Genomic DNA, 23,063 nt, shown 5'->3' on the forward strand with positions numbered 1-23,063 from the left:
GTTTATTCCGACTCGTTCCTTATTGACGGCAACTGTTTCTCGATGCTTTGCATGAGCTCGCGCTCCGACGCTGAATTCAGGGGAATGACCCTGACCTGCTGCACGATTCGCTCGAGGTGCTCGATCACCTTGCCCAGCTGGTCGGGTGAACCTTCTACGGCGGGCAGAAGGGCCGCAATGGCGCCGGCCCGGCTGGACCGCTCGTTCTCGGCGGACTGATCGCATTCGAAGCCCCACGCCCCCAGCCGGTAGCGGCCCGGCTCCATCGGAAGGAGTTCGCTCCGCGACGACGGAACTTCGCCGAGCTCTTCAAGCACATCGTGTGCCACCTCGATCGCCGGTTCGGGTATCACCAACTCCCCCGTCGCGGGATCGACCAGGGCCCCGGGCGCGTCGCTGAGGCGCACGCCTAGCCGAGCCAGCCGGGGCTGCAAGTACTCCATCCCGCGGATTGCAGCCGGTGGCAACAGAAACGCACGATCGCCGGCCAACGCAGCCACGGCGACAGTGCGGACCAGACCGTCGGTGTCGGGTCTGTCGAGCAGGCCAGACAGCCTTGCCTGAAGCGCTCGCACGACCCGGCGAGAGGACCGGCTTCGTAGCACGGTGGCATCCGCGGCGAGGAGCAGGCTCAGGGCTTTGGCGTCTCCTGAGTCGGCGCCGCCGAGAACGACCGAGAAGTTGGCCGCCGCCGGCGGGCCATCCTGAACCAGGTAGGCGCCGAACACTCTGGCGAGAAGTTCCTCGGTCCGGATCGAATCAGCCCTGACACCGACCCGGTAGTCGCCGATGTCGAAGCCCAATGTGGACGCCCACTGTCGGGGAGCCTTCCCTCCTGTGTGGGGGGACGGCCCGCACATTCCCCCGGCCGCGGGCAATACCGGTCGCTGAGCATGAACGTGCTCCACGCCGCCCTGGTCTGCGTCCGGCTGCGACGTGACCTCGGTCGGCTCGGGCTGGAGCCCGGCGGCCTCGCGGGCCAGATTCGGCACTTGGTCCGCGCCCAAAGCGGCGGGATGCTCTATTACCCCGTCGACGCCCAGAAGGTAAGCGACAGGAGTCCCGAGAGAACCGAACGGATTGGCCGAGCCGGGATGATCCCCGTCTTCGGCGTGCTTCCGGTAGAAAGCTGCGTCGCTCAGCCCGGCTGGATCAAGCACCCGCCGGTTGTCCTCGTCCGACCCGACTGTCAGGAGCACCAGATCGATGCCGCGCTCGACCAACCCGGGTCTGCACTGCTCCAGATCCCCGACGATCTTCGAGCAGTAACCGCACGACGGGCTCCAGTTGATCAAGAGGGTGCCCTTGCTTTCGGGCCGCGGAACAGTCACCAAATCCCCGCTGGACGTCGTCACCTGAAGCACTCCGATCGACTCTCCAACCTCCCGGACGCCTGGCGCCGGCGGGGGCCCCGGAACGAAGAGGGCGACGCCGGCGAGTAGTCCGAGCTCGCCTAGCTGGCGGGTCATCCCCAGGATGTCAGCAATGACGACCTCCACCGGAGCTTCGAAGACTTCGGCCAGCTCCTGAGCCAGTTCACCCAAGGTGACCGTGCCGTCGAAGCACTCCCATACGATCGCCGCGATCGAGTTGAGCACATGGATTCGGCCCGTCCGATCGTCGACGACCAGCACCTCATCGTCGAAGCGGTATGAAACGGAAGACTCTCGGGGATTGGGAGCGAAACTGGCGTCGATGTCCTCCGGCTTTTTCGCGATGCTTACCGACACCGGTGGCATCGGGCTATGCGACCCGTTAGTACCCGCCATCGACAATGACTCCGATTCCACCCCGTGCTCAGCCACCCTGCGCCCCTTCTTCCACGAGCTGCCCGACTCCTGACGTGAGCGTAACATCCGCTTTGTCCGGTTCGCCACGGGAATCGCCCTTGAAAACGGGCATGGTCGCGTGGCCAGAATGAGAGATACCACGTGCCCGTGTGACGGTCAGCGGCGTTTCCACCAGCAAGCGCAGATCTAAACGCCACGAGCGGTGTTCGACGTACCAACTGTCGAGCCGGAACTTCTCATCCCATGTGAGAGCGTTGCGGCCACGAACCTGGACCAGACCGGTCAGTCCCGGCTTGACCTCCAGCCTGCGCGCCTGCTCGGGTGAGTAGCGCGAGTTGTAATCCGTAGGAAGCGGCCGGGGTCCCACCAGCCGCATGTCGCCCCGGACGACGTTCCACAAGCTCGGAAGCTCGTCGAGGCTGGCCCGGCGCAGGGCGCGCCCGAGGCCCGTCATCCTCAGCTCATCACCCTCGCCGAATGCTCCACCCGGACGCATCGTCCTGAACTTGTACAGGACAAAGGGAAGGCCTCCCTTCCCAGCGCGCTGCTGCCGGAAGAGGACCGGGGATCCGTCGAGAACCCGGATCAGCACAGCCACCGCCGCCATCACTGGGGTCAGCGCCGCGCATAGGACGCCGGCAACGATCCGGTCGATCATCTAGCTACCTGACACACCGCTCCGACCGACTCGGCAAGAGCGCCGGCGATCTCCTCAACCTCACCGAACGTCAACCGCGAGTGAATCGGCAAGGACAGGATGCTCCCGGCCACATCGTCGGTGACGGGAAGCTTCGCGGCCGAGTCGGCGAAGATCGGTTGGCGGTGCACAGGTGGGAAGTACACGCGGGTCTCGATCCCTTTCCACCTCATCTCCTCCACAACCGCGTCACGGGCTGCTGCTTGTGACTCCAACTTCACTGTGTAGAGCATGTGCACGTGGTCCCGGTCCGGTCGCGTCGCCGGCGGCTGTACGCCCGGCAAGTCTTCGAGCAGCCGGTCCATTTCGGCAGCGAGGGCAAGTTTGCGCGCCAGGATCCCGCTGAGCTTGCCCAGTTGCGCCCTTCCCATCGCCGCCTGCATCTCGGTGATGCGCCAGTTGCAACCGATCAACGAGTGCACGTAGGGCTCGGTCTGGCCGTGATTGCGAATCAATCGCAGCCGCTCAGCCAACTCGACATCGTTGGTGAGGACCATTCCACCCTCGCCGGTGGTGATGTTCTTTGTAGGGGTGAAGCTGAACATACCGGCCAGCCCCCAAGTGCCCACGTACCGGCCGCGGTAGCGCGCACCGTGCGCCTCGGCGGCGTCCTCGAGAAGCAACACGCCTGCATCTGCGGCCACCTCGGCGAGTTCGGCTAGATCCGCCGGCTGCCCGCCGTAGTGCACCGCCAGGATCGCCTTCACCCTTGGCCCCAGACGACGGACCACATCGGCTGGGTCGATGTTGAACGTCTCGGGGTCGATGTCGGCGAAAACGGGCGTGGCGCCGGAGTAGACGACCGAGGTGGCGGAAGACACGAACGTCAGAGACGGGACGATGACTTCGTCACCTGGACCGATTCCGAGCGCCGCATACATGGCTATGAGCGCTACCGTCCCGTTGGCGAACGCAACGCCGTGCTGCGCGCCGTGGTAGGCGGCGAACTCACTCTCGAACGCCTCGGTCTCGGGTCCGGCAGTGAGGACCGGGCCGCGCAGGACACGTGAGACCGCGGCGATCTCCTCGTCGCCGACATCGGGCCGAGCCAGTCCGATGCGCCGGGTCATTCCTGCCATCCCGGTTGCCGAGTCGCGATCGCCCGGGCCGGGCAACCGACGACCGTCGTGTTCGGCTCGACGTCGTCGATGACCACCGCGCCTGCACCGACCACAGACCACTCGCCGACCTTCCTGCCCTGAACGACCGAGGCGCCGATGCCGATCTCGGCGCCTTCCCCTACATGGACGTTCCCCGCCAGGTGGGCTCCCGGAGCGATGGTGGCGAAGTCTGAGAGGCGGCAGTTGTGGCTCACCGTGGCAGCGGTGTTGACGATGGCGAACCGTCCGACGGTCACATCGGCGGTGAGCACCGCTTGCGCGGCAACGATCGCTCCTTCGCCCAGCGAACTTCCCAACCCGACATGGGCGGTGGGATGAACCAGGGAGGGCGCCGAACAGCTTCCTGCGTGGTGGATGGCCTTCGAGGCACGCAGACGTGCTGATGGCGCACCAAAAGCGATCGCGACCGCGACTGGGCGATGCGCCAGCCATTCGACGCGCCCCAGAACGGGCAACCCGAGCACGTCGGCTCCTAAGAGGTCGGCATCGTCGTCGATGAATCCGGCCAGTTTCCATTGGCCACCACCGAGCGACAGGACCAGGTCCGCCACCTCCTGACCCATGCCACCGGCGCCATAGATCGCGAGATCAGAGGTCAACTGCGTCCTTCAGCCGTGGCTCGGCCAGCTCCAGGACATCCAACTGCAAGTCGGAGGAGCCCAGGCACGGCGCGCGGCACAGCTCGTCCAGCCGACACCTGATCAGAACGTCTGAGCCAGACGGCTTGAGGACCGTCAACGCGGCCGGGGAGAGAGGGTCCGCCTGTACGTGAGATATCAGCGGGTGCACCCTCCGCTCGATCGCCTCTCCATCCCCGAGCAGCTCCTCTTCAAGCTTTTCCCCCTGCCTCAGCCCGGTGTAGACGATGTCTATCGGTTGGCAGGCCGCAGCAGCCATCGCCGACGCCACCTTGGCGATCTTCACCGGCTCCCCCATGTCCAACACGAGGACCTCCCCACCTTTGCCGAGAGCTCCCGCCTGTATGACGAGCTCGACCGCTTCCTCCACGGTCATGAAGTACCGGGTGACATCCGGGTGGGTGACGGTCAGCGGGCCTCCGGCGTCGATTTGAGCCTGGAACGTCGGCAGCACCGAACCCCTGCTGCCTAAAACGTTGCCGAAGCGGACGCTCAGGTAAGTCCCACCTGCGCCGAGGGCGGCGTGGGCGGTGAGCCGCTCGCCGATGCGTTTGCTGTACCCGAGCACACAGACGGGATTGACTGCCTTGTCGGTCGAGATGTTGACGAAGCGTTCGACACCGTAGGCCTTGGCGACATCGAGCACGTTCTGGGTGCCCTGCACGTTGGTCTTGACTGCCTCGGCAGGCCAGGTTTCAAGCAACGGAAGGTGTTTGAGAGCCGCAGTATGGAAGACCACTTGCGGTCTGTGCTCTGCGAAGACCTCGTCGAGTGCATCCGGATCCCTGATGTCGCAGAGCGCCAGGTGCCTTCCGTCGAGGAGAGCTCTACCTTCGAGAGACAGCTGCACCTGGTGAAGAGCCGACTCGTCGCGGTCGAGCATGATCAGCTCGGCCGGGCCGTGAGCGTAAATTTGCCGGCACAACTCCGAACCGATCGAGCCGCCGGCTCCGGTCACCAGTACCCGCCTTCCATTCAGGTAACCGGCGATGGCCGCCACGTCGGTCCGGATAACCCTGCGCCCTAGCAGGTCGGCGGGGGTAACCGGACGGATGTCCTGAGCTTTCAATGTGGAGGTGAGCATCTCCGACACGGTCGGCAGCACCCTCACCTTTAGTCCCTCCGCGGTTGCTATCTCCGTTATGTCGCGGACCAACTCGGACGGAGCACTCGGGATCGCGATGATCACCGAGTCGGCGAGAAGGCGAGCCGCGACGGCAGGCAGATCGTCGCGTGTTCCGCTGACCTTCAGGAGTCGCAGGCGCAGGTTTCGCTTGACCGGATCGTCGTCGAGGAGCGCAACCGGGAGATACCCGCTCGTCGGATCTCGCAGCAACACTTCGATGAGTTGGACTCCGGCGTCGCCGGCCCCGAAGATGATCGCTCTCTCCGCGCGATCCACAGGTCGGCGGTTGCGCTCCCAGTTGAGACGCCATCCCACTCGTAAACTCGCAGCTCCAATAAGAGCGAGAGCGGTGCCGCCGACTACTACAGTAGCGGGCACCACGTGATGCGCTGGAGCGAGGCTCACAGCGCCGATGGCAAAGCCGACGGCGGTGACAGTCGGAGCCAACCAGAGCAGCTCCTCCAGGCTTCCAACCCTCCAGGTTGCCCGGTAGAGAGGGGTCGTCAACCCGAGCAAGGCTTGAAGTCCTACCGCCGCCGCTACGACGATCCCCAGCCGAATCGAAAAAGCGTGCACGACGGCGTTGCTCCCGTGAAACTGGAAGCGGAGTACGTTGAGGGTCGCGATTGAAGCGGCCCATACCGCCCCGTCGGCAGCCACCATGACGGCTCGACGGTGCCTGCTGATCGCGAAGTAACCGGGCGGGAGTCCGGAAGGCCCGCCCGCCTCAAACATCTCTTGTCTGTGTTCCGCGCCCCTTACCCTCATCCAGCCCCTCCGTGTCGCTCCAGCAAGCCCCACGCTGTTCGGACCCTCGGCGCAACGAAGTCCCACACGTATACGGAGTAAACGCGCCGACGAACAAATACACCGAAAGTCCCGCGAGGACTTCGCTCCGCGCGCTTACCAGCGATGGCCACCGGCCATCGGATTAGCGGCCGCCAATACAGTCCCCAGCACGCTGCCGCAGTTAGCCCTTTAGGCAACCACCCCTTTTCCCCTTTTTCGAACAGACCCCAACCCTGCTGCAGGGCAAGCTATCACCCGGATTAACTAGTTCGCACGGGTCAAATAACCAAAAGTGCAGCTATTTCAATTCGCGCGCGTGCCCCGCCACATCCCGTGGCGACTCTGTAGTTGAGCAATCTTCCAATACGAGACTTTCAAGTACGACGTAGGAAAAATACGGCAAATGGGTGATACACCCACCACGTTCGGATGGCTAGAGTCGCCATACCTCTAGAACTGAACAGGGGGCGGAGGTGGAAGAGACCGAGGCGGTCATCTCCCGGCGTAGCGCGCTCAAGAAAATCGGTGTGGGGGCAGCGGTCGTCTGGACGGCGCCGATGGTGATGAGCTTCGAAACTCCCGCATTCGCCGCGTCTGAGGTATGCACGAACTGCGACACGACGTGTCCTCGAAGCGGGAACCAATGCGCACCGGGCCACTTCTGCCTGGTGCATGTGAATCGGGCCGGGTCGCGCTGCGTCTGCGTCTTCGCCAACTACTGTGCTGAGACGGCAAAGAATGGAAGCGGCAGCGACATCGTCTGTAGCAGCGATGCAAATTGCCCGCCGGGTTACGTTTGTGCGACGACCTGCTGTGGTAACGGGGGCCAAAGCATCAATCTGTGCGTGCGACCCTCGGGTCCCGCGAGCGCCCACAGGACCGGGTGGGATGTTGCCGGCCTCTACCACTGCATCCAAGACTCCGATTGCACCGGGGTTCACAATCCGTTCGGCACCGCGTTCACCCATTGCGCCACGGTTAACGGCCTGAGCGTCTGCCAGTAACTTCCAGCGCGACGAACTCCGCCCCCGCCGGGCTGAGTTGTGAAACACTCCAATCGATGTCCCGACGGGCCGGCGCGTCAGCAGACTGGCTGGGGGACGGTTACTTTCGCTGCCTGGGATACGTGTTCAACTTGCGATGGGATAACCCCGAAGCCGGCCGGACTATTCGCCGCATCCTCGGTCAGTTCGAAATCCCCGCCAATCGAGTCGAGAGGCGCACTCCCCCAACACCAAACGTGCCGCCGGTGTATTCGCTCAGCCAGACCACCGATGTGTGCGAGGTGCGGTATGGCAACGACCTCCTCTTCGGCCCGGAAACCTTCGACGAGGCGCTTTCCCATCTCTTGTGGCACATCAACGCCGAGGTGGGCAGGTCCACCGGTAGCTACCTCTTGATTCATGCGGGTGCGATTGCTGCGCCTTCCGGCGACGGGATGATCCTTCCGGGTGATTCGGGTTCAGGGAAGACCACGCTCGTTGCCGGCCTGGCTGAGAAAGGTTTCCAGTACCTCTCTGATGAGGCGGCCGCAATCGACCCGGTGAGCCGGCAGCTGTACCCGTACGCGAAGCCGCTGACCTTGAAACTCGGATCCCTTTCGCTCTTCCCAGGCCTGGAAGCTCACAAGACGGACAGCGTTGTGCGCCTTCAGGACCAGTGGTTCGTGCAGCCGGAAGCCTTTGGCGGCAAGACCGTCTCCGGCCCGTGCAGCGTGCGCTGGGTCGTCAGTGTTCGCTATCAGCCGGACGCGCCGACCCGGCTCGAGCCGATTTCGTCTGGAGAGGCAGTCATGGAACTCGGGCGCCGGATCATGAACCTGCCCCAGTACGGCGGTCGGGCGTTCCAGTTGCTGGCGGACGTCGCACGCGGCGCCGCTAGCTATCGCCTAGTAAGTGGCGACCTGCGTGAGGCTGTGGCGACGCTTGACGGTTTGGCGCGCAGCCAGGAGCGCAGCTGACATCTCACGCTTCCCAGCCGGGCAACGAGGCTCTTGCCTTGTATCAAAATCGAGGGCATACTGAGAACGCTGGACTCGGGGCGGTGCCTCGCTGGGGAAGAACAGGAACGAGTTGCCATACAAGCCGCGGCGGCGCGATGACGTGCTTTTCCGTCAGGTTGATCGAGGCGTGGTCGCGCTCGACCCGAAGACGCAGCAGGCTCATGCCCTCGAGCCGCCCGCCGCGCAGGTCTGGGCGGCATGCGACGGGGCCGATGATGTGGATGCACTGGCGGTCCGATTAGAGGTCCCGGTTGACACCGTGAGGCACATCCTCGGCTGCCTGGCCGACGCGGGATTGATGAACGGTGAGAACGACCGGAAGTTCTCGCGGCGTGCCGCCCTCGCCGGGTCCGCCGGCGTTGGCGTCGGGTTGGTGGCCACGATCGTGTTGCCGACCCCGGCGATGGCCGCCAGCAGGCCGAATCAGACGGGCATCTCACCCGAATCGGCTCAGGGCGAGCAAACGGCGTCAGCGGCGGAGACCCCGACCGGGCCCACCACGGCCGGTCCGACCACCACCGAGCCGAACACCACCACTTCGACCCCGAGAAATGGGGCTCATCAAACGGAGCCGGCGCAAGAACTCGCTTTCACCGGTGCAGACTTGACAGACGACGTCGCGATCGCTGCAGGCGCGATCGGGGCAGGTGCCGCGATTGTCGCCGCCTCCCGGAAAGCATCAGGCCGGTAAGAGAACCAGTTCGCGGTCGCGGAGCAGGGAGAGAGGCTGACCGAGTTCTGACCCGCGTGTGGCGTTGCTTCGGTCGCGCGGTCGGCCTGCGGGCGCCGGCATCTATGCAAATGGAGTTCGACCGGCTGATTCCATCCTCGCTGTGGCACCGGGCGATGTCGTCGACCCCGGAGCGGCTTTGGGAAGCAACCCGAACTGACCCGAGCCTCTACATAACCAGCGAGGGGTCCCCCATCGGTACCTGGGCCGAGCCCGCCGAGGCCGCGCGCGCGGTCCGCAGCGACATGGAGATATGGCTGGGAGCCAACGCTCGGGGAAGGGTCCTCGTGCATGCTTCCGTCGTGGCTGTCGGCAACGCCGCTCTGGTCCTTCCCGGGCCTTCGATGGCGGGAAAGACGACCCTTGCTGTCGCGCTCGTGCGGCAGGGCGCGGACTATCTGAGCGACGAGTTCGCCGTTCTGGACACCCAAGGTTTCGTGCATCCGTATCCGCGTCCGGTGTCCATCCGTGACGAGCAAGGAGTTCATCGACCGGCGGACGTGGACCTCCGCGACCGCGCATATGTCGGCGATGACGGCCTACGAGTAGGGATGATCGCAGAACTGGCCTTCGACCGAACTTGCGATGTTCTCAGCATGCGTGAGATCTCGCCTCCGGAGGCCGTGCTTGCATTGCTGCGCAACGCGGTTGGCGCGCGGACCCAGGGCAAGCAAGTACTCGAGTCAACAGTGGCCGCCGCCCAGGGTGCCCGCTCTTTCTCGGGCATCCGAGGGGAGGCCGCCGTCGTAGCCACGAGCCTTCTCGAGTTGATGAGGCGTGAGAACCGATCCCGATTGGGGTCCGTTAGTGCCGGCTCTTAGTTCCGTCTAGATCGAGCAGGACTCCTACACCAAGCCAAAACAGAAGCCCCGCCGGCCTGAGCCAGATCGATCGCCGGGCATGGACCGTCACTGGCTGGGTGGCCGGTACCTCGATCGCGAGCCGCTCGGACTGCACCGGGGACGGAGACGTCTGAGCCGAGGCCTTTGAAAGGCCCTTGCGCAGAGCGGCCTTTATGGCTGCATAGGGAAGGCAGACTGCCGCAATTACAACCCCAAACATCGCGGTGATGACAACCGCAAGAAGGGACGCGACCAGCAACGCCAAAACGATCCCCGCTACGACCGACAATACGAGCGTCACTGTGGAGCCTCTTACCCAAAATTGCCCTATCCCCAAAATTGATAGCAAAACAGGAACTCCCTTGCACGGGGTACTCCTCGATGAGCTACTGCCTTCGGCCGATCTCCTCTTGGATCTGTAGAAGGCGGTCGATCCGCGGGTCCTTCGGGGGGAGGAACTTCGAGATCGCAGCCACCACGACCTCGATGTCCAGGGTCCCAGCCAACAGCATCTCCTCCAAGTCAGCCCAATCTCGCCGCCGGTCAAAGAATGCTTTGAACACTGCCAGATCCGAGCAACTCAGGAAGGGCAGCGTCTTGCCGCCGAAAGGCTCGTATGAAACTCGGCCCGCGGCTTCTTGGTGAAAGGTCGAGCTGTTGAGGAAGAGGTCCACCGGGGTGTCGTCCCACGACAATCTCACCTGCCCGGTCGCCCTGAGCTCTCGTAGCTGCGACGGAGTTGCTCGAATCGCGGGGGGGAATGCTTCCACCACTCTCCGGACGGAGTTGGTCCGCGCGAACACGTTGACATCGATGTCGCTTGTCCCGCGAGGTTGGCGGGTGCACCACGCGAGAGCCAACGCTCCACCGAAGGCGTGTGGCAAACCGGCCGCTTCGAGCGAATCGTGGATGGCGACCACCTTGTCGGCCAGAGTCGTCAACGGGCAGGGAACCGATACGCGATAGGGGCCAATCGTCTGCTCGGGAACTGATCAGCGAGGTCCAGAACCTCGAGAAGCTGGCGTCCCCGCTGCTGTCTGTCCTCGAATGGACCACTAGGCCGCAACTCGGCCTCGAGCTCAAATCCGCATGCCCCGACAAGGCGGACCAAGGTCGCGGTCGTCGGCTGCTTGGTTCCGTTCTCGTAAGCGGCGATGGTCGAATGGGAGGTTCGAGCGCGGCGGGCAAGCTGACGGAGGGTCAGCCCAGAACGGCGACGAGCCTCGGACAGGATCGCTGATGCGTCCATACCTTTGGTATCTTATCGGATACCACATCGAGCCTTAAGCCGGCAGCGGAACCGCTCCCCGGATCACCTCGATGATCCGGTCGCCGACGAGTTCGTCGTGCTCGAGCAGCCCGTCGCGCAAGGCCTCGACGATGTGACGGTTCGTCTGGAGCAGTTTGGTCACCTCGGCGCGAGCCTCATCGAGCACTGCGGCGACCGCAGCGCGTCCCTCGTCCATCGAGAGCACCTTCCCGGGCAGGTTGGCCATGCCGGCCTGTACCGCTTCGTAGGAGACAAGGGTGTCGCCCATGCCCATGCTGCCGACCATGGTCGCTGCGAGGGTGGTCGCGTACTTGAGGTCGCCCGCCACCCCAGAGCTTCGCTCGCCGAAGAAGAGCTGCTCCGCGACGAGACCGCCGAGCGAGATCTGCACCAGTGAATGCAGCTCCGATTCGGTCTGGGTGAAGCGCTCTTCGAGATCCGAGTGAGCGAGCAGTCCGAGCGCGGCGCTCCGCTTGATGATCGAGAGCACCTCGAGCTTCCTGGACTTTCCGACGAGGTACGCGATCGTCGCGTGACCCGCCTCGTGGGTTGCGATCGTGCGGCGCTCCGCCTCAGTGTACTCGACCGGCTGGGCGAGCCCTATCTCCTCGGTCATCTTCGCCTTCTGAATGTCGTCCCAGGACATTTCTCCAGCGCCTCTGCGGAGCGCCCACACGAGCGCTTCGTCGAGAAGGTGCACCAGCATCGCCGGGCTGTACCCGAACGTCGACGCCGCAATTTGGTCGGTCCGCTCCACGATCTCAGGCTCGTGTGCCCGCCGAATCAGCTCGTGATCGAGGATCTCCTTGCGGCCCGAGCGGCTCGGCAGGTCGAAGGTAAGCGTGCGGTCGAAGCGACCAGGGCGAAGAAGAGCGGGATCCAGGTCGGATGCGCGGTTGGTTGCACCGATAACGAGAATATTCGCCGGCGCAAGGACCGGCTTGCGCAGAGCCTTGTCGGGGGGGAGCAGCGCGTTGATGATCTCTATAACTCCTGAGAACCAGCGGACTCGAAGCGGCGGCTGATCGAAGGACTGCAGCTGGATCAGCAGTTCGTTAACCACGCCGGCAATGCCCTCGCGGCCCCCGCCGGGTCCCATCCCCTGCCGTGTGGCCCCGATCGCGTCGATCTCCTCGATGAAGCCGATCGCACCGCCCTCGCGGCGGGCGGCTTCGCGCAGGGTCGTGAAGAACGAGCGGATCTTGCGGTTGGTTTGCCCGTAGAACATCGACTGGAAAGCCGACGAAGAGACGAAATAGAAGGGCACGCCGGCCTCGCGCGCCAACGCCTTGGCCAGGTGAGTCTTCCCTGTGCCAGGTGGACCCTCGAAGAGGATCCCCCTCCTCGGGGAACCGCCCATCTCCTCCCGGAATGTTGCGTGAGCGAGGAAGAGGTTGAGGGTACGGACCGCCTCCTCGACAACGACCGGAATTCCCTTCACGTCGTCCAGGGTGACGTCGAGGTCTTCCGGGCGGTAACGGATGTGCGGGGAACGACCGGCGGCAATAAATGGGACGACCATGACCGCAGCGACCAGAATCAGAATGGCGAGCAGCGGGAGCAGCTGAGTCTCGGTTCTGGTGAGGTGCGGCTTTCCGATCAGATGACCGACGACGACCGACCCCCACAGCCATCCACCAACGATGAGCCCAAATAGGACGATCTTTTCGAGACGCCGGCGGCGAGTCATCTCGCGGGCGATTCCTACGTCTGCCACGCGGACCGGGAGCACCCTCCCGTCCCGCAGCTGATCAACATTCATGAGATCGCCCTCCTCCAACCCCAGCATGCCAGGCCAGACGGAGTTATGAGTGGAGAACCCCATTTTTCGGACGTCGGCACATTCCGACCGGCTCTTGATGCGTTTCTATGACACAGGTCATCAGCGTCACACGTCGCATCCATCGCCGTCGCTAGGCGCTCCGTGGTTGTCCGCATCGTTGTCGGCCACGTTGCCTTGAGGAATTGTGCAAGGGGTGGTCGGCGGCGCGGTTGTTGGCGGGGCGGTGGTTACCGGTGCAGGTCGAGTTGTGGGCGCCGGCGGGTTGGTGGGTGCCGGCGGGTTGGTCGGCGCGGGAGGCGGGGTTGTGGCTCTCGAGCCTCCCACCGGCGGACTCGTCGTGTGCAACGTCGGAGGCGTCGTCGCGACTCCTCCGACTGTGGTCGGGGCAAGCGTGCTCGGACCCGAAGGACCGGTCGACGAGGTGGAGCTGGACGACGACGTGGTGCCGTTTCCAGCTCCAGGAAGAGTGTGGGTTGCCTTTGTTGTCCCGCCGCAAGCCACAAAGGCCAGAGCGGCCACCGCCAAAAGCGCTCTGAAGGTCAGCTTGCTATTTCTCATCACCCGGTTTCCTTTTTCCGACCGGGCGTACATACGGCAAAAAGCTCCATGCGGATTGCACTGGTCAATCCAACCGAACCCAGAAAACGGTTCGGGCCGGCCTGCTGGTATTGCAGACCGGCCCGTTTACCGGAGCAAATCCGACCCTCGCCTACGGTCGGATCTGAGGGCTGCCCCCTCAGGCTTGTTGAGAACTAGGTGAGCCGACTTCTTCTCAGAAAACGATGTCCATTCGCACGCCTTCCTCGTCCCATACGGGCGGGTCGGCCGAGCGGGTGATTGCGTGTGCGCAGATGCGCCGAGCTGTCCAAAGATCGGCGAGAGCGTCGACGAGCTTCTCCTCGCGCACCCTGGGCGGGCGCTCGCGGAGGATCCGCTCGGAGCCGGGGAGCTTCCTCTCGAGCAGGGAGATCCGCTCCTTGCGGCCGAGCTGTGTGCGGCGGCCGTAATTCAGGTTGTCGCCGTCGTTCATCTGGCGGAACGCAAGCTCCGGGTTGACCTCCCACACCATCCGCTGCCTCCACGACTGGCACTCACGGATGGATTCGGCGGCCTTGCGAAGAGACCGCCAACGAACGATGTCGAGGCTCCGATCGATGGCCTGGGCCTCTTCAAAAGTGGCGGCGTCGAGCAGGGCCCGGGAAGGAGCTCGGACGACCGCGCCCCTGCGGCGGCCGAGGATCTCCCGTGCGGAGGCGTCGCAAGTCCTCATCTCCCCCGGCTTCTCCTCGGTGCCGACGGGCGCGTGCAGAGCCACCACGGAAAACGACGGGCGGTAGTCCAGCACGTCCGCCAAAGTGGTGAGCACGTAGGCGGGCTGGGGAGCGAGGGTTATGCCCTGCAAGTTGCCCGGAGCGACCAACCAGCCGCCGGGCACCGGCTCGACGCCGGCGAGGATCTGGTAGGGCAGCGCAGAGCGCTGCCCTACCTGCCCGCTGGACATCACGCGACGCCGCCGACCGGCACCGGCTGCGGTCTCGGCTTTGGGATGTCTTGCGGGTAAAGACTGGCGTCGACTGCGGTTTGATAGTCGATGACGCCAGCCTCGATCAGGTCGATGAGCGCCCCTTCCAGCGTCTGCATGCCGTCGGCCCTGTGAGTGGCGACGACGTTGCGCAGCTGGCGGGTCTTGCCTTCACGGACCAGGTTGCGGACGGCCGGGATGCCGACCATGAGCTCGTAAGCGGCGACGAGGCCGCTGTTGAGCCTCGGGACCAGCCGCTGGTAGAGGACGGCGAGAAGGGTGCCGGCGAGCTGGATCTGGATCTGCGGGCGGCGCTCGGCGGGGAACACGTCGATGATGCGGTCGATCGCCTGGGCTGAGTCGTTGGTGTGGAGGGTGGTGATGACCAGGTGGCCGGTCTCGGCGATGGTCAGGGCTGCGGCGATCGACTCGAGGTCGCGCATCTCACCCACGAGCACAACGTCGGGGTCCTCGCGAAGGACCGACTTGAGTGCCGAATCGAACGACTCGGTGTCGGTGCCCACCTCGCGCTGGGAAACAGCCGACTGGTGGTTGGAGTGCAAGTACTCGATCGGGTCTTCGACGGTGACGATGTGGCACGCCCGGTTGCGGTTCAGAACGTCGATCATCGACGCCATCGACGTCGACTTACCGGAGCCGGTCGGGCCGGTCACGAGGATCAGGCCGCTCGGGTTGCGGAGGATGCCTGACAGGACCGGCGGCAGGCCGAGCTCGACGGGTGTGGGGATCTGCATAGGGATCCGCCGGAGGGACAACGAGCACGCCCCCCGCTGATAGAAGGCATTCGCCCTGATTCGAGCCTTGTTGCGCCAGGAGAAGGAGAAGTCGACCTCACGGCCCATGTGGATCCGGTCTCCGTACTGGTCCTTGATCTGGGTCCGGGCCATCACCTCGATCTCCTCACCGGACAGCGGCTCGGCACCGTCCAGAGGGGTAAGGCGCCCGTCGACACGCAGAAGGGGCGCCGATCCATCCGTAAGCAGGATGTCGGTCCCGTCGCGTTCGTCAAGCACCGCGAGCCAGGCGTCCAAGCGGGGTTCCACGGCCATGCCGCATATCTTTCAGCGGCCCCGTCACACCCCCCGCAACGTCAACACAACCGACTCACAACAACCCAAACCGGATCACCTGCCGAAGTCTCAGGGCCCTCTCATACAATGCTCAGACAGGCCCCGTTTACTGGTGGCGGACAGACCTGAAGCCTGCAGGTCTACGAGGACTAATGGACGAGACGAACCAAAACCCCCCGGCCCCCAACTCGAACGGCACGTCTGAGCCGGATAACGCCGACGAGGCCCATCAGACCGACGAGAACCCGTACGACGCCTGGGTGCCGACGGCTGCGAACCAGCCGTTGCCGCACGACACGGCCCAGTATCCGCCCGGCACGGGCCAGTGGAGCCCTCCTCCCCCGGCGGATTGGGGCGGCCCAAACCAATGGCCGGGCCAACAGCCCGCCGGGCCGCCCCAGGGTTGGGCGCAGGGAGACCCCTACCGAGGGAGCGGCGGCTGGAACCCCCCTCCCCCGCCACCGCAACACGGTTGGGGTTCCGGACAACCAGGACAGCCAGGTCACCCAGGTCAACCGGGTCAACCGGGTCAGCCGCAATACCCCGGATACCCGGGCCAAGGCGGAGGATGGGGCGGCTGGGGCGGAGGTCCCGGCGGGCCGGGTTCGCAACCGGGAGGCTGGGCGACGCCATGGAGCCCCGAGTACCGGCCACCTCGCCCTCCTCGAACTCTGCCCAGCACGGTCATCGCCCTTCTTCTGGTCGCTGCGGTCCTGGTCGGCCTGGGCATCGGCCACGGCGTCTGGAAGTCGTCCCTCAATCCGAACAACGGAAATGCCTCCGGGCCTTCGTTCAACCCTTTCGGCGGCAACTCGGGCAACTCCGGTTCTGGGGGCTCGAGCGCCGACACGTCCGCCATCGTTTCCAAAGTCGCCCCGGCGTTGGTCGACATCAACACTTCGCTCAGCTACCAACACGGGCAGGCCGCGGGCACCGGGATCGTGCTGACGCCTGACGGCATCGTCCTCACCAACAACCACGTCATCTCCGGCGCGACCTCGATCCAGGCAACCGACATTGGCAACGGCAAGACCTACGTCGGCGACGTCCTGGGTTACGACCGGACCCACGACGTCGCGGTCGTCAAGCTTCGCGACGCGTCGGGACTCCAGACTGCGGTGATAGCCAGCTCGGACAAAGTCTCGGTCGGTGACTTCGTAGTCGGCATCGGCAACGCCGGCGGTGTGGGCGGAACCCCGAGCAGCGCCCCTGGGACGGTCACAGCGCTCAACCAATCGATCACCGCCAATGACGACAGCAACGGAACCACCGAGCAACTGACCGGGCTGATCCAGACCAACGCCAACATCCAGCCCGGGGACTCCGGCGGTGCTCTCGCAAACAACAAGGGGCAGGTAATCGGGATCGACACGGCTGCGTCAGCTGGCTTCTCGTTCCAGACCCAGGGCAACCAGGGCTTCGCCATCCCGATCAACCAGGCTCAGACCATCGCATCCCAGATCCGCAACGGGCAGGCGAGTAGCTCGGTGCATATCGGTCCGACCGCGTTTCTCGGCGTTCTTGTCGACACCACCGGAAGCGCTTCGGGCGCAACCCTGAGCGGAGTGGTCACCGGAGGCCCAGCCTCACAGGCCGGCCTTCAAAGCGGTGACACGATCGTGACCCTCGGCGGCAAGTCGATCGAGAACCCCAACGCCCTCACCACCCTCATCGGCCAGTACCACCCGGGAGACAAAGTTCCGGTCGGCTGGGTCGATCCCTCCGGCCAGTCGCACCAAGCCACCGTGGAGCTCGGTACCGGCCCTGCGGCATAGCCGTCAATTCTGATGCCGAGTGCCGATGGCATTCGAGACGTCTGCGAAGCAGGCCGACCCGGGCGCGGGTTGCGGCCGACGCTCGAGCAAGCCGTTTCTGCGACGCTTCGGCATACGCTTCGGTCTGGGATGACAGGCACGATCGAAGGAAAGCAACTGGCGTGCTTGTCGCTGCTGGAGGGCGCGTCCCAGCCGGAACTCGACGCGGTCGCGGCCAGGATGTGGTGCAGAAACGCCCTTCCTGGCGACGTGCTGGCGCGGGAGGGCGAGCCCGGCGAGACGTTCGGTCTTGTGCTCGAGGGCACGGTGTCGGTGAGCCGGGGGTCGCCCGCCAGCGAGAGAATCCTGGACGTAGTCGGACCCGGGTCGATCCTTGGCGAGCTGGCCGTCCTGCGCGGCCTGCCGCGCACCGCGACGTTGACCGCGGTGGACCCCGTCGTGCTGGCTGTCGGCGACCGGGAGGCTCTTGAACTCCTGCTGCACATACCGCCGGTCTACGAACGTGTCCGGCGGCTGGCGAGCGCCAGGCTGGCCCGTGACCTGCGACCTGTTGCGGCTTTTTTGAAAGACGGAACGGCGGTGCTTCTCCGCCCTCTGCTGCCGATCGACCGACACGCGTTCGGTGAGGAGGTTCACCGTTTGTCCGAGGGTTCGCTTCGCCGGCGCTTCTTCAGCCCTCAGCCACCGAGCGAGAAGATGATCGACTATCTCATCGACATCGACTATGTCGACCATTTCGCTTGGCTCGCCGTCGACGCAGTCGATCACCACAAGGGTCTCGCCACCGCGCGTTTCGTGCGGCTCGCCGATCGCTCCTCGGCGGAGGTGGCGTTCGGCACTTCGGAGGGCTATCACCGGCGTGGTCTCGGCACTCTCCTGCTCGGCGCGCTTGGGGTCGCCGCCGCCGAGGGCGGGATCGAAACTCTCGTCGGTCATGTTCTCGAGGAGAACGCACCGATGCGTGCGGTGTTCGCCAAAGCAAACCCGAAGTCGTTTTTCGACGAGCCCGGAGTTCTTCGCGTGACCGTCCCGAGCCGGTCCGCCGCCGAGATCCTCAGTCCCGACTTGAGGTCTGAGCTGGCCGCCGCGGTTCACGACATAGTCACGGCCGCGTCGCTTGCGCTGTCCGACCCGACCGACGCCGGGAGTGCCAGATCAAGCGGCTGACGCGTCGGTATTGAAGTGAGGGGCGACGCCCTTAGGCGCCGGCGACCGGGCGCAGGTGGCGTACCGGTGCGAGCCGGGCGGGCTGGCGGTTGCGCACCCACAGCCGGCATTGCTCGGCGGGGATGGGCGCCGAAAGGTAGTAGCCCTGGACCTCGTCGCAGCCGAGCTCGGTGAGCCTCTCCCAGGTAGTCAAGTCCTCGACGCCTTCGGCGATCACCCGCTGGCCGAGGGTGTGCGCGAGGTAGATCGTCGCTCGCACGATCTTCTCGTCTCGATCGTTGGAGCACATGTGCATCACGAACGAGCGGTCGATCTTCACGGTGGTCACCGGCAGCCGCTGCAAGCGGGAAAGCGACGAGTACTCCGTGCCGTAGTCGTCGATCGCCAGCTCGACGCCCAGGTCGGCGAGCTCCTGGAGGACCTTCTCCGAGCGGTCGGGGTCAACCATGATCGAGCTCTCGGTGATCTCGAGCTGCACGCTGCCTGGACGAACGCCGATGTCCTCGATCTGGAGACGCAGGCGGCCAACGAGGTCCTTGTCCATCAAGCTGCGCGCGGAGAGGTTCACTGCCATGCTGAACTCGTAGCCGTCGTCCTGCCAACGGCGAAGCTCCCGAAGCGCCCTCCCGAGAACCCACCAGGTCAGCTCATTGATCAGACCGGTCTTCTCCGCGACGGGAATGAACTCGGAGGGCGAGACGCTGCCGTAATGCTCATGGCGCCAGCGAAGCAGGGCTTCGAAGCCTCTGATTTCACCTGTGCGCAGGTCGGCGACCGGCTGGTAGTAGACCTCGAGCTCGTCGGCAGACATAGCGCGTCGAAGCTCGGTCGCCAGGAGGAGTTTGCGCGTCGTGTTGTGGTCGATCGCCTGGTCGTAGGTGACGATCCCGCCGTGCGACCTCTTCGCCTCGTACATGGCGACCTCCGCGCACTTCAGCGGGTCGTCGCGGTGAAGGGGAACGATTGCCACTCCGACGCTCGCCCGGAGGTCGAGAACCAGGCCCTTCTCCCGGATCGGGCGGGAAACAGCGTCTCTGGCCATCTCGGCGGCGCGCAGAACGCCGTCGATGCTTTCGGCTTGCGGGATCAGAAGAGCGAATTCGTCGCCACCGAGCCGGGCGACGACGTCCTTGTCACCGGCAACCTCCCGCAGCCGGATCGCCGTCTGCTGCAACACCACGTCGCCGATGTCGTGGCCGACGGTGTCGTTGATCTCCTTGAAGCCGTCCAGGTCCATGAGAACGACGGCCATCATTTCGGACTGCTGCCTCTTGGCCAGCGCTCCAGACAGCTGGCTGGAGAACTCGGACCGGTTCGGCAGCCCGGTCAGGTCGTCGTGGCGGAGGTCGAACTCCCGCCGGATGCGCGATTCCTGCAGAGCGTCGTGGCGCCGCACGCTCGTGAGCGCCGTGCCCATGTTGGCCGCGAGCGCTTCTGCGAAGAGCCGGTCGTCGTTGTCAAAGGTGGCCCGGCTGCCTTCTCGCTCCCCGATCACGAGGACACCGAGGCGTTCGATGCCGACATCTATAGGAGCAGCGATGAGGTCGGACAGGCCGACATCGGCGAGCATCGCAGGGTGCTTACCCCTGGCAATGACGATGGATCCTTCGTTCTTGGCGACCTTCCTGAGCGACTGGGGCAGCTCCTGGTGCGAGGCTTTGACCTCACCTTCGGCGTCGAGTTGGTAGAGGACCATCCCGGTCTTGCCGGGCAGATAGACGCCGACTGACATCGCGTGAAGCAGGTTGCGGGCCTCCGTCAAGGCCGTCGTGATCAGGTCCGCGCCCTCCGACTGCTCCGCGAGTTTGACCGTGAAGCCGTAGAGCTTTTGCAGGTCCGAGTAACGGCTGCGGATCTTGTCGGCACGGCGGTACCAGGCGGTCAGCAAAACCGCTGTACCGGTCAACGGGAGCAGAGCCCAGGGCTGAGTCGAGGCAACTGTCGCTGCGACGATGGCGAGGGCGGCGTTGAGGGGCAGAACGAGTCCGTACCCTGTGAACCAACTCCTCAAATACGCCCACCCCGGAAACCCCCCGCTGATGGTAATTACGCCGAATACCACCAGACTGGTAATGAACCCATAGATGACCGGCATCATCACCAGCGCCGGCCAAGTGCTGGGGCCGATGGCCGCAGAGCCCTCCATAAGGGAGTAGAAGACGGCCAGGCTCACAGCCACCGAAAGTGACGACGCCGCGGTATTGAGCACCAACCGGTCGGGGCGCCACTTGTATTGAGGCAACGAAGCCACCTGGAAGCAAAGAAGGGCGAGAAGCACCCCGCCAGGGCTCGCGCTGACAGCGGCGGCCACGAACGCTAGCTCGAAGAGGTCGAACTGTACGGTCTGCCGCCGAACGTGAAACTTCATCGGGAAGGCTGAGGTCGCCACGAAGCTCACGGCCAGCAGAGGCCATGGAATGTGATGAGCAAACCGCGGAGGACTCGAGCTCACCACCACGATGACCCCGACGGTGAGTGCAGCGACCGAGGCCGCGCCGATGTAGCTCCAAACACGAAGAGTGTTCGATCGCTTGACGGCGGTAGTTGATTTATCGCGTCGTTCGATTGCCACGTGCAGCCCCTCCCGCGTACAGCGGAGTCAGGGTTCTAAATCGGCCAAATCCAACAGGGCCTTGACCAAAATCCTAACAACGGCGGGACAACAATCCCTTTCACGCAATTTTTTTGCCTTTGCCCACTGGAAAAACCGGAAATTACCCCTTACTCTCCGTGGTGATGGCAGGCAACAAGCGAGAGGAGGTGGCTCGATACCATGACCCGCGTTACGCGCGGTGCTGCTTGGAATTGAGGCCCGCCTTAAACGGCAGACCCCAATTCCTGCATTGATCACCGGTCCGACGCTGGCAGGCAACTGACCGAGTGCTCTTCGCAGTAAGCATCGGCCCGATCGGTGCAGACCTTGAGAGAAAAAACAACAGGTCGACGTACCGGTCGGGCCGGCACCCTTTAGATGTGTTTGTTAGCTTTTGAGTGTGTCCGGTGGATCCTTGAGGATCACAACGGAGTCCGGCGGGAGAACCAGCTGACCCTGTTCGGTCCGGATCGATGGTGCTGAAGACGCGAGCGTCTCGCAGTCCGGGGGCAGGTCGAAGGCGCGGTCGCCGGCGGACAAGTTGACAGCCACTCGGATTGATCCTCTTCGCACGGTGACCGTTCCGAGCTCATCGCTCGCTTCAACTACCGTGGATCCCGGGAGCGGATCACTGAGCTCGGCGTGGCAGCGGCGCAGCTCGATGAGCGTCCGGTACCAGTCCAGGATGTTGTCGTGTGGCTCCTTGTCAAGCTCCTGCCAATCGAGCTTCGAGCGTCGGAAGGTGTCGTGGGACTGAGGATCCGGCACTTCGGAGGGGTCCCAGCCGAAACTGGTGAACTCGTTGCGACGCCCCTCGCTAACCGCCCGGGCCAGCTTCGGGTCGTCGTGGTCGGTGAAGTACTGAAACGGCGAGCTCGCAGCCCACTCCTCGCCCTGGAAGATCATCGGGGTGAACGGCGCGGTCAAGAGCAGAGCCGCAGCTATCTTCTGGCGCCCCTCGCCCACTAGCGCGGCCAACCTGTCGCCGGCGGCTCGGTTACCCACCTGGTCGTGGTTCTGGGTGAACACGACGAACCGGTGGCCCGCAAGTCCCACCGGCGAGCGCCCGTGCCGGCGGCCGCGGTGCTCCGACCAAATCCCGTCGTACACCCAGGCCTGGCGAAGCGCCTTCGCGAGGGGGCCGAGCGAACCGAAGTCGGAGTAGTAGCCGACGCGGTCGCCGGTGAGGACGGCGTGGAGTGCGTGGTGCCAATCGTCGGCCCAAACGCCGTCGAGGCCGTACCCGCCGGCGCCCCGGCTCCGAGCGAGACGCGGATCGTTCCGGTCGCTTTCCGCGATGACGAACAGCGGCCGCCCGAGATGTGTCGCCAACGCGTCGACCTCCACCGCGAGCTCTTCCAGTATGTGACAGGCGGACTCGTCGACGATCGCGTGGACCGCGTCGAGCCGCAGGCCGTCGAAGTGGTATTCCTCGAGCCAGTACTTCGCGTTGTCGATGACGAACCGCCTGACCTCGTCGCTCCCAGGTCCGTCGAAGTTGACCGCTGCACCCCAGTTGGTCTGGTACCGGCCGGAGAAGTACGGGCCGAACTCGCGCAAGTAGTTCCCCGACGGCCCGAGATGGTTGTAGACGACGTCGAGCACCGCGCCCATGCCTTTGCAGTGACAAGCATCCACGAACCGCTTGAGACCGTCCGGCCCGCCATAACCGTGATGCGGGGCGAACAGGTCTACTCCGTCGTACCCCCATCCACGCGTTCCGGGGAACTCCGCGACAGGCATCAGCTCGACGGCGCTCACGCCGAGAGCGACAAGGTGATCGAGCCGCTGGATCGCCGCATCGAACGTTCCCTCGGGTGTGAAGGTTCCAATATGCAGCTCGTAGAGAAGCAGCCCGCGCGCCGAGATGCCTTTCCACATTTGGTCCGTCCAGGGGAAGCCGTCGGCGTCAACCAGCGCCGACGGCGCGTGAACCCCATCAGGTTGGGACCGCGATCTGGGATCGGGCCGCACCGGGCCACCATCAAGGCTGAACCCGTATCGTGTCCCTGGCCCTGCGTAGTCAACTTTCGTCCGCCACCAATCGCCGGGTGCGCGGCGCATCCCATGACAAGACCCGTCGATGACCAGGTTTACCTGTTGAGCGAACGGCGCCCACACCGAGAA

Annotated in this window: 19 protein-coding genes; 6 read left to right on the forward strand and 13 right to left on the reverse strand. The window is 64.6% G+C overall.

What is annotated here, in order from left to right; all coding sequences use genetic code 11:
* Window positions 1–2: 2 nt before the first annotated feature.
* The 5 genes from VFZ97_06350 to VFZ97_06370 are packed head-to-tail and all read right to left on the reverse strand — an operon-like array spanning window position 3 to window position 6,107.
* Complete coding sequence (locus tag VFZ97_06350) at window positions 3–1,805, reverse strand: PqqD family protein (GenBank protein ID HEX6393044.1); 1,803 nt, start codon at window positions 1,803–1,805, stop codon at window positions 3–5.
* On the reverse strand, window positions 1,798–2,448 hold the full coding sequence (locus VFZ97_06355; protein HEX6393045.1) for a sugar transferase: 651 nt from the start codon (window positions 2,446–2,448) through the stop codon (window positions 1,798–1,800). The genes VFZ97_06350 and VFZ97_06355 overlap by 8 nt, the downstream gene beginning before the upstream one ends.
* Window positions 2,445–3,557: a DegT/DnrJ/EryC1/StrS family aminotransferase gene (locus VFZ97_06360; protein HEX6393046.1), complete on the reverse strand. Its 1,113-nt coding sequence runs from the start codon at window positions 3,555–3,557 to the stop codon at window positions 2,445–2,447. The genes VFZ97_06355 and VFZ97_06360 overlap by 4 nt, the downstream gene beginning before the upstream one ends.
* A complete protein-coding gene (locus VFZ97_06365) occupies window positions 3,554–4,207 on the reverse strand; it encodes an acetyltransferase (GenBank protein HEX6393047.1) in 654 nt (217 codons plus the stop codon). The genes VFZ97_06360 and VFZ97_06365 overlap by 4 nt, the downstream gene beginning before the upstream one ends.
* On the reverse strand, window positions 4,197–6,107 hold the full coding sequence (locus VFZ97_06370; GenBank protein ID HEX6393048.1) for a nucleoside-diphosphate sugar epimerase/dehydratase: 1,911 nt from the start codon (window positions 6,105–6,107) through the stop codon (window positions 4,197–4,199). Before VFZ97_06370 ends, VFZ97_06365 begins: the two co-directional genes overlap by 11 nt.
* Before the next feature lie 1,114 nt (window positions 6,108–7,221).
* On the opposite strand from VFZ97_06370, the gene VFZ97_06375 reads away from it, so the two are divergent.
* From VFZ97_06375 to VFZ97_06385, 3 genes are all read left to right on the forward strand, one after another.
* Window positions 7,222–8,121, forward strand: coding sequence for a hypothetical protein (locus VFZ97_06375; protein HEX6393049.1), 900 nt, complete (start codon window positions 7,222–7,224; stop codon window positions 8,119–8,121).
* A 112-nt stretch (window positions 8,122–8,233) separates the two neighbouring features.
* The gene (locus VFZ97_06380) at window positions 8,234–8,854 is read left to right on the forward strand and encodes a PqqD family protein (protein ID HEX6393050.1); all 621 of its coding nucleotides are present in this window, start codon (window positions 8,234–8,236) and stop codon (window positions 8,852–8,854) included.
* Between the two features lie 110 nt (window positions 8,855–8,964).
* Window positions 8,965–9,714: a hypothetical protein gene (locus VFZ97_06385; protein HEX6393051.1), complete on the forward strand. Its 750-nt coding sequence runs from the start codon at window positions 8,965–8,967 to the stop codon at window positions 9,712–9,714.
* On the opposite strand, the gene VFZ97_06390 is transcribed toward VFZ97_06385, so the two are convergent.
* The 4 genes from VFZ97_06390 to VFZ97_06405 form a co-directional block, all read right to left on the reverse strand.
* A complete protein-coding gene (locus tag VFZ97_06390; protein ID HEX6393052.1) occupies window positions 9,698–10,036 on the reverse strand; it encodes a hypothetical protein in 339 nt (112 codons plus the stop codon). The genes VFZ97_06385 and VFZ97_06390 overlap by 17 nt on opposite strands.
* A gap of 85 nt (window positions 10,037–10,121) precedes the next feature.
* Window positions 10,122–10,676 carry a hypothetical protein gene (locus tag VFZ97_06395; GenBank protein HEX6393053.1) on the reverse strand — a complete coding sequence of 185 codons (555 nt, stop codon included), beginning with the start codon at window positions 10,674–10,676 and terminating at the stop codon, window positions 10,122–10,124.
* Window positions 10,673–10,984 (reverse strand): helix-turn-helix transcriptional regulator, encoded by a 312-nt coding sequence (locus tag VFZ97_06400; GenBank protein ID HEX6393054.1) that lies wholly within the window; start codon window positions 10,982–10,984, stop codon window positions 10,673–10,675. Before VFZ97_06400 ends, VFZ97_06395 begins: the two co-directional genes overlap by 4 nt.
* 34 nt (window positions 10,985–11,018) lie before the next feature.
* Window positions 11,019–12,767 carry an AAA family ATPase gene (locus VFZ97_06405; protein HEX6393055.1) on the reverse strand — a complete coding sequence of 583 codons (1,749 nt, stop codon included), beginning with the start codon at window positions 12,765–12,767 and terminating at the stop codon, window positions 11,019–11,021.
* A 205-nt stretch (window positions 12,768–12,972) separates the two neighbouring features.
* Here VFZ97_06405 and VFZ97_06410 point away from each other — a divergent pair, with 205 nt between their 5' ends.
* Complete coding sequence (locus VFZ97_06410) at window positions 12,973–13,548, forward strand: hypothetical protein (protein HEX6393056.1); 576 nt, start codon at window positions 12,973–12,975, stop codon at window positions 13,546–13,548.
* A 12-nt stretch (window positions 13,549–13,560) separates the two neighbouring features.
* On the opposite strand, the gene VFZ97_06415 is transcribed toward VFZ97_06410, so the two are convergent.
* Window positions 13,561–14,289, reverse strand: a complete 729-nt coding sequence (locus tag VFZ97_06415; GenBank protein HEX6393057.1) for a DUF429 domain-containing protein — start codon at window positions 14,287–14,289, stop codon at window positions 13,561–13,563.
* Entirely contained in the window at window positions 14,289–15,380 is a 1,092-nt protein-coding gene (locus VFZ97_06420; GenBank protein ID HEX6393058.1) for a PilT/PilU family type 4a pilus ATPase, read from the reverse strand. Before VFZ97_06420 ends, VFZ97_06415 begins: the two co-directional genes overlap by 1 nt.
* Before the next feature lie 173 nt (window positions 15,381–15,553).
* On the opposite strand from VFZ97_06420, the gene VFZ97_06425 reads away from it, so the two are divergent.
* Window positions 15,554–17,176: a trypsin-like peptidase domain-containing protein gene (locus tag VFZ97_06425; GenBank protein ID HEX6393059.1), complete on the forward strand. Its 1,623-nt coding sequence runs from the start codon at window positions 15,554–15,556 to the stop codon at window positions 17,174–17,176.
* 129 nt (window positions 17,177–17,305) lie between these two features.
* Window positions 17,306–18,343, forward strand: a complete 1,038-nt coding sequence (locus tag VFZ97_06430) for a cyclic nucleotide-binding domain-containing protein (GenBank protein HEX6393060.1) — start codon at window positions 17,306–17,308, stop codon at window positions 18,341–18,343.
* Between the two features lie 31 nt (window positions 18,344–18,374).
* On the opposite strand, the gene VFZ97_06435 is transcribed toward VFZ97_06430, so the two are convergent.
* Entirely contained in the window at window positions 18,375–20,915 is a 2,541-nt protein-coding gene (locus tag VFZ97_06435) for a sensor domain-containing phosphodiesterase (GenBank protein HEX6393061.1), read from the reverse strand.
* A gap of 408 nt (window positions 20,916–21,323) precedes the next feature.
* A complete protein-coding gene (treZ, locus tag VFZ97_06440) occupies window positions 21,324–23,057 on the reverse strand; it encodes a malto-oligosyltrehalose trehalohydrolase (protein ID HEX6393062.1) in 1,734 nt (577 codons plus the stop codon).
* Window positions 23,058–23,063 lie beyond the last annotated feature (6 nt).

The organism is Acidimicrobiales bacterium (assembly GCA_036378675.1).
GTDB lineage: Bacteria > Actinomycetota > Acidimicrobiia > Acidimicrobiales > Palsa-688 > DASUWA01.

What these genes read in the sequence shown, in the direction of transcription:
- VFZ97_06430 (HEX6393060.1), top strand. Translation starts at nt 17,306, where the DNA reads ATGACAGGCACGATCGAAGGAAAGCAACTGGCGTGCTTGTCGCTGCTG.
- VFZ97_06420 (HEX6393058.1), bottom strand. Translation starts at nt 15,380, where the DNA reads ATGGCCGTGGAACCCCGCTTGGACGCCTGGCTCGCGGTGCTTGACGAA.
- VFZ97_06375 (HEX6393049.1), top strand. Translation starts at nt 7,222, where the DNA reads ATGTCCCGACGGGCCGGCGCGTCAGCAGACTGGCTGGGGGACGGTTAC.
- VFZ97_06360 (HEX6393046.1), bottom strand. Translation starts at nt 3,557, where the DNA reads ATGACCCGGCGCATCGGACTGGCTCGGCCCGATGTCGGCGACGAGGAG.
- VFZ97_06415 (HEX6393057.1), bottom strand. Translation starts at nt 14,289, where the DNA reads ATGTCCAGCGGGCAGGTAGGGCAGCGCTCTGCGCTGCCCTACCAGATC.
- VFZ97_06425 (HEX6393059.1), top strand. Translation starts at nt 15,554, where the DNA reads ATGGACGAGACGAACCAAAACCCCCCGGCCCCCAACTCGAACGGCACG.
- VFZ97_06355 (HEX6393045.1), bottom strand. Translation starts at nt 2,448, where the DNA reads ATGATCGACCGGATCGTTGCCGGCGTCCTATGCGCGGCGCTGACCCCA.
- VFZ97_06400 (HEX6393054.1), bottom strand. Translation starts at nt 10,984, where the DNA reads ATGGACGCATCAGCGATCCTGTCCGAGGCTCGTCGCCGTTCTGGGCTG.
- VFZ97_06385 (HEX6393051.1), top strand. Translation starts at nt 8,965, where the DNA reads ATGGAGTTCGACCGGCTGATTCCATCCTCGCTGTGGCACCGGGCGATG.
- VFZ97_06370 (HEX6393048.1), bottom strand. Translation starts at nt 6,107, where the DNA reads ATGTTTGAGGCGGGCGGGCCTTCCGGACTCCCGCCCGGTTACTTCGCG.
- VFZ97_06405 (HEX6393055.1), bottom strand. Translation starts at nt 12,767, where the DNA reads ATGAATGTTGATCAGCTGCGGGACGGGAGGGTGCTCCCGGTCCGCGTG.